Source organism: Mycobacterium sp. TH-M11, assembly GCF_057473725.1.
Map to the genome: position 1 here is coordinate 1 of NZ_JBYCLD010000014.1, position 14,480 is coordinate 14,480.

A 14,480-nucleotide genomic window follows, 5' to 3' on the forward strand; every position below is an offset into this window, starting at 1 on the left:
GTCCTGAGCTTCTTGTTGACTGCCGGGAGTTTTCGGCGATGACGCGCTGGGGGTAGGTTCCATGGGGTCTCCGGGTAGTGGTGTGGCGCCGGTCGGAGTTTCCGGTCCAAGGGAAGGGGGTGGTTTTGTCGGCGAGCAGGCGACGATGAGGGCGGCCGTGGCGACAAAAACCAGAGAGGCATGCGAACTGGGCTGACTATTGTCATGGCATTAAGTCGGTGGAGTGACATCGGCTCTGCCTGCAATGATACGGCCCATGTTGGCCAAGGCCGGGTTGCCAGGATCCCAATAGCTGCTGTGCGCGGCTATCGTCGGCAAGCCCAATGGCCAGCCAGGGCCGGGCGACGCTCCGAACGGTGTGGCCCCGAAATCTGCGGCGATTGGATCGGTGCCAAGCGTCACATCGGCGGCCCAGCGAACGATGTCGTTCTGCGCTCGTGTTGCATACACGTGCGCGCCGGGATCAAGGTTCAGGTCCCCGGCGTCGCGCGTGCCAGCGCGGCAACGCCGGGCGGCCGTCGTAGCCCGGCGGGTGCGCGAGAAAGTCAGCGACGGCAACCTCAGTGGCCACCTGCTCGCAGAGCTTCACCAGGTGGGCAGCGTGCGTAGCTCACAAATCGAGCATCGCACTGCGGCACGCTCCCCCTTTTCTCCTCTCGCGACTCAACCGCAAGGGGTGAACCGTGACCGCGTAGAGGCATGGATAAGCGAAGGAACGCAAAAGGTCACGCTCTCTTTCGAGTTCGTGACCTTTTGCGTCTGAGTTCGTAGAACCGCTCTTTGTGGGCGAAGGGGGACTTGAACCCCCACGTCCCGAAGGACACTGGCACCTGAAGCCAGCGCGTCTGCCATTCCGCCACTCGCCCTAAACAACCGGTGGAGCCTATCACTGTAGTGGCGGCGTTCCCCAAATCGGACGCCGCCGCGATGACCTGCCGCGATGCGATTCTCAGAGTTCTGAAGGTGCCGCTGCGCTGCGCTGGCCGGATAGCATGCTCAAGACGACACGCGTTGTGCGACACGCCGGAACCCGGCTCCCGCGCAGCTTCACACACGAGGACAGGGACATGAGCGGCCAGAGGGGGCTAGTTCAGCGCATCGAGCGCCGGCTCGAAGTCTCCGTCGGCGACGCTTTTGCCCGCGTATTCGGCGGCTCGATCGTCTCCCAAGAGCTCGAGGCGATGCTGCGGCGGGAGGCCGGCGAGGGCACCCGTCTCGTTGCCGGCAATCGCCTTTTGGCTCCGAACGAATACGTCATTACCCTCGGTATGCACGACTACCAGAAAGTGGGCGCCGATCCGGATCTCACTTCGGACGCTTTCGCCAAGCATTTGGCGGGATACATCGGCGAACAGGGGTGGCAAACATATGGTGACGTGGTCGTCCGGTTCGAGCAGTCGGCGAACCTGCACACCGGCCAGTTCCGCACCCGCGGCGCTGTCAACCCCGATGTCGAGCCCCGGCCAACGGCCGGCGAGCCCGCCCCGCCACAATCAGACCATGCGTGCGACGCAGAACCAGGAGTACCAGCGATGACCGAGAATTCCAGCTACGGCGGCGGTGGACAGGGACCGGGTCGGCCCGGAGACGACTACTACGACGACCCCTACGCGCCCCCGCAGCAAGACCCGTATGCCGCACCGGACCCCCGCGGTGGCTACCCCCCCGAGCAGCCTGGTGGCTACGACCAGGGCGGCTACGGCGCTCCCGAGCAACGCGGCGGCTACCCCGACCAAGGCTACGAACAGCGCGGCGGATACAACGCGGGCGGCTACCCCGACCAGCGCGGCGGCTACCCCGACCAAGGTGGCTACGGCGGCGGGCACCGCCAAGACGCCGGCTACGGACAACAACCCGGCGGCTACGGACAACCCGGCGGCAGCCCGGGCTACGACCAATACGCCGACTATGGACGCGGGCCGGCCCGCCAGGACGACGGGGGCTACGGCGCACCCGACCAGCGCGGCGGCTACCCCGACCAGGGCTACGACCAACGCGGCGGATACGGCCGCCAAGACTACGCCCCGCAGGATTACGCCCAGCCGGATTACGCCCAGCCGGATTACGGGCAGCAGGGCTATGCCCCGCAGGATTACGCCCAGCCGGATTACGGGCAGTCCTACGCCCCGCCAGGGGGCGGTTATGGCGGGTCTGACTACGGCCAGCCCGCCGAGCCCAGTGGCTACGGCCAGAGCGGCTACGGGCAGGGGGGCTACGGCCAGGGCGGCTACGCGGCCGCCGGATCTACGGTGACGTTGCAACTCGACGACGGCAGTGGGCGCACTTACCAGCTGCGCGAGGGCCCCAACGTCATCGGCCGTGGCCAGGACGCGCAGTTCCGGCTCCCGGACACCGGTGTGTCGCGTCGCCACCTGGAAATCCGGTGGGACGGCCAAGTGGCGCTGTTGTCCGACCTCAACTCCACAAACGGGACAACCGTCAACAACGCACCTGTCCAGGAATGGCAGCTGGCCGACGGCGACGTGATCCGGCTGGGACACTCGGAGATCGTCGTCCACATCCATTGAGTCGTCGCGCAGCCAGCTTCACCCCGCGCCGACCGCCCTCCAAGTATCGTGACGTTGCTAAATCCGGGCACGTAAGGCACGCGGCACCCAGGACGGAGAGGACGCCAGATGCAGGGACTCCTACTGCAACTGACGCGCGCCGGTTTCTTGATGCTGCTGTGGTTGTTCATCTGGTCGGTGCTGCGGATCCTGCGCACCGACATCTACGCACCAACCGGGGCAGTGATGGTGAGGCGTGGTTTGACGTTGCGCGGGACGCTGTTACCGGCCCGGCAGCGGGGAAATGCGGCACGCTATCTCGTGGTCACCGAGGGAGCGTTGTCCGGCGCCCGAATCACGCTGAGCGGCCAGCCGGTGCTGATCGGCCGAGCCGACGACTCTACGTTGGTACTCAACGACGACTATGCGTCGACACGGCACGCACGGCTTTCCCAGCGCGGCTCGGAATGGTACGTCGAAGATCTAGGATCGACCAACGGTACATACCTCGACAGGGCGAAAGTGACGACGGCGGTACGGGTTCCCATTGGCACGCCGGTGAGTATCGGCAAAACGGTGATTGAGTTGCGCTCGTGACTTTGGTCTTGCGCTATGCAGCGCGCAGCGATGTCGGCTTGGTGCGATCCAACAACGAGGACTCGGTGTATGCCGGTGCGCGATTGTTGGCGCTGGCCGACGGCATGGGCGGGCACGCCGCCGGTGAGGTCGCGTCGCAGTTGATAATCGCGGCGCTGGCCCACCTCGACGACGACGAGCCCGGTGGCGACCTCCTCGCCACGCTCGACGCCGCGGTGCACGCCGGCAATTCGGCCATCGCCGCGCAGGTGGAGATGGAGCCCGAACTCGAGGGGATGGGCACTACCCTCACCGCAATCCTGTTCGCGGGCAACCGTCTTGGGTTAGTGAATGTCGGTGACTCGCGGTGCTACCTGCTGCGCGACGGTGAGCTGGCGCAGATCACCAAAGACGACACCTTCGTCCAGACCTTGGTCGACGAAGGCCGGATCACCAAAGAGGAAGCGCACAGCCACCCGCAGCGGTCGTTGATCATGCGTGCGCTGACCGGCCACGAGGTCGAGCCCACCCTGACCATGCGTGAAGTGCGCCTCGGCGATCGTTATCTGCTGTGTTCGGACGGGCTTTCCGACCCGGTGAGCGACGAGACGATCCTGGACGCCCTGAAGATTCCCGACGTCAGGGATAGTGCCGACCGGTTGATCGAACTGGCGCTACGCGGCGGCGGCCCCGACAACGTCACGGTGGTAGTCGCCGATGTCGTCGACAACGACTACGGACCCACCCAGCCGATCATTGCGGGCGCGGTGTCCGGTGACTCCGACATCCACGACCAGCTGGCCCGGCCCAACACCTCTGCCAGCCGGGCTTCGGCCCTCACCCCGCGCAAGGACGTCGCCAAACGCGTTCCGCCCCAGATGGATACGGCTCCACCGGCGCGACGTTCGCGGCGTCGGACGCTGATCGGGGTGGTGCTGGCGATCCTACTGGCGCTCGCCGCCCTGGCCATCGGACGTACGGTGATCCGCAGTTACTACTACGTCGCCGACTACGCCGGTGCCGTGTCGATCATGCAGGGTATCCAGGTATCCCTTCCGGGTGTGCCTCTGCACCAACCGTATTCGCAGGGTTGCCTAAACAGCCGCAACCAGCTCTCGGTGATCCGCTTCGGCACGGCCGCCGCCCACCACGACTGCCGGCTGATGAAGCCCTCCGACCTGGCCGAGTCGGCGCGGGCGCAGGTGTCGGCAGGGCTTCCCGCCGGCACGCTGGAGCAGGCCGACGCGCAATTGCGCCGGCTGGCCACAGAATCGCTGCTGCCGCTGTGTCCGCTGGCCCGGGCGCAGGCTCCGGCACCCGCCGCACCGCCGCCGCCGCCCTCGACGACACCGGCAACCGCGCCGAGCGCGGAATCCTCTGTCCCCCACGAATCTCCGGCAAGTCCGTCGCCGACGGCGCCCGCTCATCCCCCTGTTACGGCCCTGTCGCCGCCGCCACCCCAACCGGGCACCGACTGCCGGACTCCGGAATGACGACGCAGCCGCAGGCGGCCGTCACTGTCACACCCCCGTTGCCGAATCGGCGCAATGCCGAGTTACTGTTGCTGTGTTTCGCCACGGTGATCACGGTGGCGGCGTTCGCCATCGTGCAGGCCAACCAGGAGCGCGGCCTCAGCTGGCAGTTGCTCAACTACGCGGTGGGCTTCTTGGCGGTATTCGCCGTCGCGCATCTGGCGATCAGACGCTATGCGCCGTACGCCGATCCGTTGCTGCTACCAGTTGTGGCTCTACTGAACGGACTTGGGCTGGTGATGATTCACCGGCTCGATCTCGGCGAGAGGCTGGCCGAGGGAAGCAGCCGCGCCGTCACCAGTCCGCAAATCTTGTGGACGCTGTTCGGCGTGGGCGCCTTCGCCGCTGTGGTGATCTCGCTGAAGGACCACCGTCAACTCGCACGGTACGGCTATGTCTGCGGGCTGACCGGCCTGATCATCCTGGCCATCCCCGCGCTGCTGCCGAGGTCGCTGTCCGAACAGAACGGCGCGAAAATCTGGATTCGGTTGCCAGGCTTCTCAATTCAGCCCGCCGAGTTTTCCAAAATCCTGTTGCTGATCTTCTTTTCCGCTGTGCTGATCGCCAAGCGCGGGCTATTCACCAGTGCCGGCAAACATGTATTGGGGATGGACCTGCCGCGTCCGCGTGACCTCGCCCCGCTGTTGGGTGCGTGGACAGCGTCGATCGGCGTGATGGTATTCGAAAAAGACTTGGGCACTTCGCTTTTACTCTACGCGTCGTTTCTTGTGGTGGTCTACCTCGCCGCCCAGCGCTTCAGCTGGATGGTGCTCGGACTGGCCTTGTTCGGGCTGGGAAGCGTGCTGGCCTACTTCGCTTTCGATCACGTCCGGGTCCGCGTGCAGACCTGGCTGGACCCGTTCGCCGACCCCGACGGCGCCGGCTACCAGATTGTGCAGTCGCTGTTCAGCTTCGCCACCGGGGGAGTCTTCGGGACCGGACTGGGCAACGGCCAGCCGGACACGGTGCCCGCTGCCGCAACGGATTTCATCACCGCGGCGTTCGGGGAGGAACTCGGGCTGGTCGGGCTGGCCGGCCTGCTGATGCTCTACACCATCGTGATCATCCGCGGGATGCGAACGGCGATCGCGGTGCGCGACAGCTTCGGCAAGCTGCTGGCCGCCGGACTCGCTTCGGCGCTGGCGATCCAGTTGTTCATCGTCGTCGGCGGCGTCACCAACCTCATTCCGCTGACCGGCCTGACCACACCGTGGCTGTCCTACGGCGGCTCGTCTCTGGTGGCCAACTACATCTTGCTGGCGATCCTGGTGCGCATCTCGCACTCTGCGCGGCGTCCGTTGCATACCAAGCCGCGTAACACCTCCCCGATCGCCGGCGCCCACACCGAGGTGATCGAGAAGGTATGAACACCTCGCTTCGCCGGATATCGATGAGCGTCATGGCGCTGATCGTGCTGCTGCTGCTCAACGTCACGCTCACCCAAGTGTTCACCGCCGACGGCCTGCGGTCCGATCCGCGCAACCAGCGGGTGCTGCTCGACGAGTACTCCCGCCAGCGCGGCCAAATCACCGCGGGCGGACAACTGCTGGCCTACTCGGTGGCCACCGACAGCCGCTTCCGCTTTTTGCGGGTGTATCCCAACGCCGCGGTGTACGCCCCAATCACCGGCTTCTACTCACTGCGCTACTCCAGCACCGGCCTCGAGCGTGCCGAAGACGCGGTGCTCAACGGGTCCGACCAACGGCTGTTCGGCCGCCGGCTGGCCGACTTCTTCACCGGCCGCGATCCGCGCGGCGGCACGGTGGACACCACCGTCAGCCCCCGCATCCAGCAGGCCGGCTGGGACGCGATGCAACAGGGCTGCAACGGGCCCTGCCGAGGCGCGGTGGTGGCGTTGGAGCCGTCGACCGGGAAGATCCTGGCCATGGTTTCGTCGCCGTCATTCGACGCCAATCTGCTCGCCTCCCACGACCTTGAACAGCAGTCGAAGACGTGGCAGCAACTGCGTGACGACCCCAACTCGCCGATGATCAACCGCGCGATCTCGCAGACCTATCCGCCCGGGTCGACATTCAAGGTGATCACCACCGCGGCGGCCCTGCAAAATGGTGCGGCCGAGAACGACGAGCTGACCGCGGCTGCGTCGACTCCACTACCCGACAGCACCGCCGCCCTGGAGAATTACGGTGGCCAACCGTGCGGCGACGCCGAAACGGTCACGCTGCGGGAGGCGTTCGCCCGGTCTTGCAACACGGCATTCTTCCAGTTGGGCCTGCTCACCGGCACCGCCGCACTGCGCAGCACGGCCCGGGCGTTCGGGCTGGACACGGTCCCGGAGTCGATCCCCTTACAAGTGGCCGAGTCGACCGTCGGACCCATCTCCGACGCCGCGGCACTCGGGATGTCGAGCATCGGTCAAAAGGACGTGGCGTTGACGCCGCTGGAGAATGCGGTCATTGCGGCTACCATCGCCAATGCCGGCATCACCATGCAGCCCTACCTGGTCCAGAGCCTGCAGGGACCCGACCTGGCCAACATCAGCACGACCGCACCGCGTGAACAGCGCCGCGCGGTGTCCCCGCAGGTCGCCGCTAAGCTAACTGAGTTGATGGTCGGCGCCGAGAACATGACACAGCAGAAAGGGGCGATCCCCGGCGTGCAGATCGCATCCAAGACCGGTACCGCCGAACATGGCACCGACCCGCGCCGCACCCCGCCGCATGCGTGGTATATCGCTTTTGCGCCCGCGCAGGCCCCCAAGGTGGCCGTCGCGGTACTCGTAGAGGGAACAGCGGACGGTGGCAGCCCATCGGCGACCGGAGGTGCGCTTGCCGCACCGATTGGGCGTGCCGTCATCGAGGCCGCGCTGCAGGGAGGACCATGAGCCCGCGAGTAGGTGTGACGCTGTCTGGCCGCTACCGGTTGCAGCGATTGATCGCCACCGGCGGCATGGGCCAGGTCTGGGAGGCTGTCGACAGTCGGCTGGGTCGACGTGTCGCCGTCAAGGTGCTCAAGCAGGAATTTTCCCAGGACCCCGAATTCATCGAACGCTTCCGGGCTGAAGCACGCACCACTGCGATGCTCAACCATCCGGGCATCGCCAGCGTCCACGACTACGGCGAGACACAGATGGACGGCGAGGGCCGGACCGCGTACCTGGTGATGGAGCTCGTCAACGGCGAGCCGCTGAACTCGGTGCTCAAGCGGACCGGACGGCTCTCACTGCGGCACACCCTGGACCTGCTCGAACAGACCGGCCGCGCGTTGCAGGTCGCGCACGCCGCCGGGCTGGTGCATCGCGACGTCAAACCGGGCAACATTTTGATCACGCCGACGGGCCAAGTCAAGATCACCGATTTCGGTATCGCCAAGGCCGTCGACGCCGCGCCGGTGACCCAAACCGGCATGGTAATGGGGACCGCCCAGTACATCGCCCCCGAGCAGGCGCTCGGTCATGACGCGACTCCCGCGAGCGACGTGTATGCGCTGGGAGTTGTCGGTTACGAAGCGGTTTCGGGTAAGCGGCCGTTCACCGGCGACGGCGCGCTGACGGTGGCGATGAAGCACATCAAAGAGCCCCCGCCGCCGCTGCCGGCGGACCTGCCACCGAATGTGCGCGAGCTGATCGAGATCACCCTGGTGAAAAACCCGGGCATGCGCTACCGCAGCGGGGGACCGTTCGCCGATGCGGTCGCGGCCGTGCGCGCAGGCCGCCGCCCGCCGCGGCCCAATCAGGCCACTGGAAGCACGCGTGCCACGCCGGCCGCCATCCCGTCGGGATCGCAGACTCGGGCGGCGGCCGCCGCCACCACCCGGGCGCCGGCCGCTCGCCGGGTGCGGCCGACCACCGGCGGTCATCGGACCCCGCCACCGCGGCGCACCTTCTCGTCGGGCCAGCGTGCGCTGCTGTGGGCCGCCGGCGTGCTCGGCGCCCTGGCGATCATCATCGCGATCCTCATCGTGCTGAACTCGCACAACGACAATTCCCAGCAGCAACCATCGACACCCACGGTGACCGACACCGGAGTACCACCCAGCAAGTCTGGATCCGCTCCGGCGCATCCAACTAATTGGACGTACCGGGTGGCCGCGGGTAATCCTGAAGGGCAATGCGACCTGCCCGCCCCCCGGCGGGCGGCCGCGCCGATCTTCTCGTGCGCGGTGGCATCCCGACACGAGAAACAGCGATGACGACCCCGCAACAACTGTCCGACCGCTACGAACTTGGTGAGATCCTCGGTTTCGGTGGCATGTCCGAGGTGCACCTGGCGCGCGATGTCCGGCTACACCGAGACGTGGCGGTCAAGGTGCTGCGCGCCGACTTGGCCCGCGACCCCAGCTTCTACCTGCGCTTCCGCCGCGAGGCGCAGAATGCCGCAGCGCTCAACCACCCCGCGATCGTCGCGGTGTACGACACCGGCGAGGCTGATACGCCTGCCGGGCCGCTGCCGTACATCGTGATGGAGTACGTCAATGGCGTGACGCTGCGCGACATCGTCCACACCGACGGGCCGATGACTCCCACCCGCGCCATCGAGGTCATCGCCGACGCTTGCCAGGCGCTGAACTTTTCGCACCAGCACGGCATCATTCACCGCGATGTCAAGCCGGCCAACATCATGATCTCCCACACCAACGCGGTGAAGGTGATGGACTTCGGTATCGCGCGCGCCCTGTCCGACAGCGGCAACAGCGTCACCCAGACCGCCGCGGTGATCGGCACCGCGCAATATCTTTCACCCGAGCAAGCCCGCGGCGACACCGTCGATGCCCGCTCCGATGTGTATTCCCTGGGCTGTGTGTTGTACGAAATGCTCACCGGTGAACCGCCTTTCGTCGGTGACTCGCCGGTCGCCGTGGCCTGCCAGCACGTCCGCGAAGACCCGGTCCCGCCGTCGCAGCGTTACGAAGGCATCTCCGCCGACCTCGATGCCGTCGTGCTCAAGGCGCTGGCCAAGAACCCCGAGAACCGCTACCAGACCGCCGCCGAGATGCGCACCGATCTCATTCGGGTGCATAACGGCGAACCACCGGAGGCACCCAAGGTCCTCACCGAGGCCGAGCGCTCTTCGCTGATGGCCACTCCGCATTCGGCTGATTCAGCCGGCGCGCATACCACTCCGCTGGCCCGCCAGCAGCCCGACTTCATCCGCGAACCCGGTGCCGGCTCGATCAGGCGATGGGTGATCGCCGTCGCGGCGCTGGCCGTGCTGACCGTGGTCGTCACGATCCTGATCAACACGGTCGGCGGCGGTATGCGCAACGTGCAGGTGCCCGACGTGCGCAACCAGGCGTCGGCCGATGCGATCGCCACCCTGCAGAACCACGGATTCAAGACCCGCACCCTGCAAAAGCCCGACTCGACCGTCCTGCCCGACCACGTCATCGGCACCGATCCCAGCGCCAACGCCAAAGTCGGTGCCGGCGAATTGATTACGGTCAACGTGTCGACCGGACCTGAGCAGCGCGAGGTACCCGACGTCTCGTCGCTGAGCTATGCGGCGGCGGTGAAGAAGCTCAAGGCTGCCGGCTTCGGTCGTTTCAAGCAGGTCAACTCCCCGTCGACGCCGGAGACGAAAGACAAAGTCATCGGCACCAACCCGCCTGCCAACCAGACCTCGGCAATCACCAACGAGATCACGGTGATCGTCGGCACCGGTCCGTCAAGCAAGCAGGTTCCCGACGTCGCCGGCCAGACCGCCGATGAGGCCCAGAAGAATCTGGCGGTCTACGGTTTCTCGAAGTTCGCTCAGGCGGCGGTGGACAGCCCCCGACCGGCCGGCGCCGTGGTGGGAACGAATCCGCCTGCGGGCGCCAACGTTCCCGTCGACACGGTGATTGAGTTGCAGGTGTCCAAGGGCAACCAGTTCGTGATGCCGGACGTCACGGGAATGTTTTGGGCCGACGCCGAACCGCGGTTACGCGCGCTGGGTTGGACCGGGGTTCTGGACCGGGGCCCCGACGTGGACGCCGGTGGCTCGCAGCACAACCGGGTGGTCTACCAGAGCCCCGGTGCGGGTCAGGGCGCCAACCGAGACGGCAGCATCACGCTGAAGTTCGGTCAGTAGCGCAGTCCTGGTGCCGGACGGCCGCCAGGCTGTCCACCAATTCGCTTTCCAGCTTGCGCACCAGCCCGTCATCGCGGGCCTGCCCGCACTCGGTCAGCCAGTTGGCCAGCATCCGGTGGCCGCCTTCGGTGAGGATCGACTCCGGGTGGAACTGCACACCATGGATCGGCAAATCCTGGTGCCGGACGCCCATGATGACCCCGCTCCGGGTGCGGGCGGTCACCTCCAGTTCCGCGGGCAGCGTCTGAGGCAGGATCGTCAGCGAGTGATACCGGGTAGCGGTGAAAGGGTCCGGAAGCCCCTGCAACACCCCGGTATTCGTGTGATACACGCTGCTGGTCTTGCCGTGTAGCAGTTCGGGCGCCCGGTCAACGGCGGCTCCGAACGCCACGCCGATGGCCTGGTGACCCAGGCACACCCCCAGCAGTGGGGTGCGCGCCGCGGCGCAGGCCCGCACCAGCTCGATCGAGGCGCCGGCGCGTTCGGGGGTGCCCGGGCCGGGGCTCAGCAGAATCCCGTCCACCTCGGCGACGGTTGCCGGCGGGTCGGCCAGCCGCGGGTCGTCGTTGCGCCACACCGTCGCCTCGACACCCAACTGGCCCAGGTACTGCACCAGGTTGAAGACGAAGCTGTCGTAGTTGTCGACGACCAAGATTTGCACCATCGTGCCAACCTACCGTCAGTAACTGATGGGTCCGATCGGCTCGGCGAAGTGCATCCGCAGCGGCTCGGTGTAGCCCGCGACGTGAGCGTCGGACAGCACGTGTTCGGTGTAGCCCAAGCCGAAGCGCACCACGTACTGCTTGTAGAGGACGACCAGTGGCGCGGCGGCCAGCGCCGCCTGCATCGCGTTGGCGTCGCCGATCGCGGTGATCGTGTACGGCGGGCTGTAGGTCCGCCCGTTGAGCAGCAACGTGTTACCCACGCAGCGGGCCGCCGAGGTGGCGATAATGCGCTGATCCTGCATCTGGATGGCTTCCGCGCCGGCGGTCCACAGCGCGTTCATGACGGCCTGGATGTCCTGCTGATGCACGACGAGGTCGTCGGGGGAGGCGTCGCGGGGGAAGCGGCCGTTCGCGTCGCGCTGCGCGTCGTTGAGTGTGACGGTCAGACCGGGGCCGTGGACGGGCTCGAGCCCGGCGCTGCCGGCCAGCTCGGCCGACCGCCGCAGCATCGCCGCCAGCGCCACGTCGCTCGATCGACCGTGGGTGGAGTCGATGACGCCGGCCAGTCTGTCCCGCTCGGCGCTCAGCTGTGTCACGGCGGACTGCTCGCTGCGGACCAGGTCGACCAGCCGGGGTGCGTCGCTGCGCCGGATTTCGCGGCCGCGGGACACCCCGTGCGTCGCGCCGAGCAGCAGGCCCGCCAACAGGCACACCACTGGAACGCCCACCCGCCACGCCGAGCGTTGCGCCGCCTGGCGCCGGTGCGGGCCGCGCAGCGCCCGGACGCCGAGGCGGGCACGTGGCCCTCGCTCCGCGCTGCGCGCCATCGGCACTCCGTCCGCTGCTGGTGAGTGCGTTACTCTCATCGATGCACCCGTTCTGCTTACCGTAGCTACGAGTTATACCCGAGGTAGCAATGCCCAAGTCCAAAGTCCGCAAGAAGACCGACTTCACCGCGCGCGCGGTGAGCCGCACCCCGGTCAAAGTCAAGGCCGGCCCTTCCAGCGTGTGGTTTGTCGTGTTGTTCTGCGGCTTGATGCTGGTCGGCCTGATCTGGCTGATGGTGTTCCAATTGGCCGCGACCGGTCCCGACGCGCCCTCGGTGCTCAACTGGATGGCGAACCTGGGCCCGTGGAACTACGCCGTCGCGTTTGCTTTCATGATCAGTGGCTTACTGCTCACGATGCGATGGCGGTAGGACCAGAACTGACCATGCTGCGGCTGCCCTCCGCCGCCGGGCCGCTGAACCAGCAACCAGTGCGGACCTGGATCACACGCATGTGATTCATCCCCATTGTGGATAGCGCCTGTGGATAACCCGATCGGTAGTGTTCGACACCCCTAGGAGCGCCGTGCAGCTGACGCAGTGGGCGCCATCGGCAGCCGGAACCGCAGCTTGCGGGCTCGCCGGGGTCTCGATGGCTACCGCCTGCGTGACCGTCGTCACAGATGGTCCCGGGCGCTTCCTGCTGGCCTTCTCCGCTGCCGGATTGATCTTGTTTGCCGCGGGAACGTGGCGCGCGCGGCCAAAATTGGCAATTACCGACACCGGCCTGCGGATCGGCGGCTGGATACGGCCCCAGTACTTGCAGCGAACCGACATCCAGAGCACCCGGATCACCGAGTTCCGCCGGATCGGGCGCAAGATGCGGTTGCTCGAGATCGACGCCCACGACGGCCGGCTATTCGTCTTCTCCCGATGGGACCTCGGCACAGATCCCTTGAATGTGCTCGACGCCCTGACAGCGAGCGGCTACGCGCGTTCCCGACCGCCGCGAGCTTGAAGCGTCGCGGCTTGGCGATCGGTCAGGAGACGGTGATCGACTCGATCACGACCGGCTCGGTGGGACGGTCACCGGGGCCGGTGGCGGTGGTGGCGATGGCGTCCACGACGTGTTGTGAGTCCGCGTCGACGACCTCACCGAAGATGGTGTGCTTGCGGTTCAGGTGCGGAGTCTGGCCGACGGTGATGAAGAACTGCGAGCCGTTGGTGCCCGGGCCCGCGTTGGCCATCGCCAACAGGTAGGGCTTGTCGAACTGCAGCTCGGGGTGGAACTCGTCGGCGAACTTGTAGCCCGGGCCGCCGCGACCGGTGCCGGTCGGGTCGCCGCCCTGGATCATGAATCCGCTGATCACCCGGTGGAAAACCGCGCCGTCGTAGAACGGCCCGGAACTGCCCCCGGAGGCGTTCTCGGTCGAGTAGTCCTTGGTGCCCTGCGCCAGGCCGACGAAGTTGGCGACGGTCTTGGGGGCGTGGTTACCGAACAACGAGATCTTGATGTCGCCGCGGTTGGTGTGCAATGTAGCGGTGGCGGTCTGAATCGGGCTAGTCACGAGAGCACAGTCTGCCATCACCGTTCGCCCCGCCGGACATCCGGTGCCGGTAGCCTCTGAACGTAATGCCGAGGCGGTCATGCGAAAGGGCGAGGAATGCGTGCTGAGACCCACATCCGACTGACCCCACGGGAGCGGCTGAGCCGCGGTCTGCACTACACGGCTATCGGGCCCGTCGACCTGACCCGCGGCCTGGTCGGCCTCGGCGCCCACTCGGCCCAGGCCGGCGCGTCGAGTCTGCGTCGCCGCTACCGCGAGGGCCGGCTGGCCCGTGACTTCCAGCACGCCCAGGACGCTTTGGTCCAGGAGCTGGCTGCCGCGCAGGACGTAGTCACCGGCCTGCCCGAGGCGCTGGCGCAGGCCCGTCGTGCGCAGCGCCGTAAGCCGAGGCGGTGGGTACTGGCCGGCGCCGCCGCAGGCGTGCTGGCCGCCGGGGGAGTGGCGTTCTCGATCATCCGCCGCTCGCAGCAGCCGGAGCCGTCGGCGTTGCCGCCCAGCGTCGACGTCGACCACCGCCCCTGACCTTGGGCTGGCACCGCTACCAGGGCAGGGCGCTGGCGGCCGCCGACGTGACCGGCGAAGCGCGCGACACCGAACTCGAGGCCTTCATCCGGCTGGACCACTCGGACCTGTGCGATGTGCGGTTGGAAGGTGCGACGCAAACGGATGACCTGGACGGCGCTCGGCGGTGGTATGAGGTGACGTATCTCGCCGACGACGGTTGTGGAGCCTAGGAGATTCGTTATCTCTAGGTGCCAGGGAGGTATCCGCGACGTACACGACGACGGCTAATGCGGAGTACCGCTCCCTGTCGTGGACAAGTTATCTACAGCTGGT

14 protein-coding genes and 1 tRNA gene are annotated in these 14,480 nt (G+C 66.9%); 11 read left to right on the plus strand and 4 right to left on the minus strand.

Features of this window, described 5'->3' with window-relative positions; translation table 11 throughout:
• Window positions 1-783: 783 nt before the first annotated feature.
• Window positions 784-866 (minus strand) — tRNA-Leu (locus AC2VOG_RS00570).
• Window positions 867-1,067: 201 nt separating this feature from the next.
• On the opposite strand from AC2VOG_RS00570, the gene AC2VOG_RS00575 reads away from it, so the two are divergent.
• The 7 genes from AC2VOG_RS00575 (at window position 1,068) to pknB (ending at window position 10,644) form a co-directional block, all read left to right on the plus strand.
• Entirely contained in the window at window positions 1,068-2,528 is a 1,461-nt protein-coding gene (locus tag AC2VOG_RS00575) for an FHA domain-containing protein (RefSeq protein ID WP_486937970.1), read from the plus strand.
• Between the two features lie 108 nt (window positions 2,529-2,636).
• Window positions 2,637-3,104, plus strand: coding sequence for an FHA domain-containing protein FhaB/FipA (locus AC2VOG_RS00580; protein ID WP_486937971.1), 468 nt, complete (start codon window positions 2,637-2,639; stop codon window positions 3,102-3,104).
• Window positions 3,101-4,576, plus strand: a complete 1,476-nt coding sequence (locus tag AC2VOG_RS00585; RefSeq protein ID WP_486937972.1) for a PP2C family protein-serine/threonine phosphatase — start codon at window positions 3,101-3,103, stop codon at window positions 4,574-4,576. The genes AC2VOG_RS00580 and AC2VOG_RS00585 overlap by 4 nt, the downstream gene beginning before the upstream one ends.
• Window positions 4,573-5,982, plus strand: a complete 1,410-nt coding sequence (locus AC2VOG_RS00590; RefSeq protein ID WP_486937973.1) for an FtsW/RodA/SpoVE family cell cycle protein — start codon at window positions 4,573-4,575, stop codon at window positions 5,980-5,982. Before AC2VOG_RS00585 ends, AC2VOG_RS00590 begins: the two co-directional genes overlap by 4 nt.
• Window positions 5,979-7,460: a D,D-transpeptidase PbpA gene (gene pbpA / locus AC2VOG_RS00595; RefSeq protein WP_486937974.1), complete on the plus strand. Its 1,482-nt coding sequence runs from the start codon at window positions 5,979-5,981 to the stop codon at window positions 7,458-7,460. Before AC2VOG_RS00590 ends, pbpA begins: the two co-directional genes overlap by 4 nt.
• Window positions 7,457-8,767 (plus strand): serine/threonine-protein kinase, encoded by a 1,311-nt coding sequence (locus tag AC2VOG_RS00600; protein WP_486937975.1) that lies wholly within the window; start codon window positions 7,457-7,459, stop codon window positions 8,765-8,767. Before pbpA ends, AC2VOG_RS00600 begins: the two co-directional genes overlap by 4 nt.
• Window positions 8,764-10,644, plus strand: coding sequence for a Stk1 family PASTA domain-containing Ser/Thr kinase (gene pknB, locus AC2VOG_RS00605; protein WP_486937976.1), 1,881 nt, complete (start codon window positions 8,764-8,766; stop codon window positions 10,642-10,644). The genes AC2VOG_RS00600 and pknB overlap by 4 nt, the downstream gene beginning before the upstream one ends.
• Here the strand turns inward: pknB and AC2VOG_RS00610 are convergent.
• Together AC2VOG_RS00610 and AC2VOG_RS00615 are read right to left on the minus strand one after the other, a co-directional pair.
• Window positions 10,622-11,305 carry an aminodeoxychorismate/anthranilate synthase component II gene (locus tag AC2VOG_RS00610; protein ID WP_486937983.1) on the minus strand — a complete coding sequence of 228 codons (684 nt, stop codon included), beginning with the start codon at window positions 11,303-11,305 and terminating at the stop codon, window positions 10,622-10,624. The two genes, pknB and AC2VOG_RS00610, sit on opposite strands and share 23 nt — an antisense overlap.
• An 18-nt stretch (window positions 11,306-11,323) precedes the next feature.
• Complete coding sequence (locus AC2VOG_RS00615) at window positions 11,324-12,136, minus strand: DUF881 domain-containing protein (protein WP_486937977.1); 813 nt, start codon at window positions 12,134-12,136, stop codon at window positions 11,324-11,326.
• 89 nt (window positions 12,137-12,225) lie between these two features.
• On the opposite strand from AC2VOG_RS00615, the gene crgA reads away from it, so the two are divergent.
• On the plus strand, window positions 12,226-12,507 hold the full coding sequence (crgA, locus tag AC2VOG_RS00620; RefSeq protein WP_486937978.1) for a cell division protein CrgA: 282 nt from the start codon (window positions 12,226-12,228) through the stop codon (window positions 12,505-12,507).
• Between the two features lie 154 nt (window positions 12,508-12,661).
• The gene (locus AC2VOG_RS00625) at window positions 12,662-13,093 is read left to right on the plus strand and encodes a PH domain-containing protein (RefSeq protein WP_486937979.1); all 432 of its coding nucleotides are present in this window, start codon (window positions 12,662-12,664) and stop codon (window positions 13,091-13,093) included.
• Window positions 13,094-13,115: 22 nt separating this feature from the next.
• Here AC2VOG_RS00625 and AC2VOG_RS00630 read toward each other — a convergent pair whose 3' ends face one another.
• Complete coding sequence (locus AC2VOG_RS00630) at window positions 13,116-13,661, minus strand: peptidylprolyl isomerase (RefSeq protein WP_486937980.1); 546 nt, start codon at window positions 13,659-13,661, stop codon at window positions 13,116-13,118.
• Window positions 13,662-13,739: 78 nt separating this feature from the next.
• Here AC2VOG_RS00630 and cwsA point away from each other — a divergent pair, with 78 nt between their 5' ends.
• Both cwsA and AC2VOG_RS00640 read left to right on the plus strand, forming a co-directional pair.
• Window positions 13,740-14,165, plus strand: a complete 426-nt coding sequence (gene cwsA, locus AC2VOG_RS00635; protein WP_486937981.1) for a cell wall synthesis protein CwsA — start codon at window positions 13,740-13,742, stop codon at window positions 14,163-14,165.
• 2 nt (window positions 14,166-14,167) lie between these two features.
• Window positions 14,168-14,377 carry a hypothetical protein gene (locus tag AC2VOG_RS00640; protein ID WP_486937982.1) on the plus strand — a complete coding sequence of 70 codons (210 nt, stop codon included), beginning with the start codon at window positions 14,168-14,170 and terminating at the stop codon, window positions 14,375-14,377.
• The last annotated feature ends 103 nt before the right edge of the window (window positions 14,378-14,480 follow it).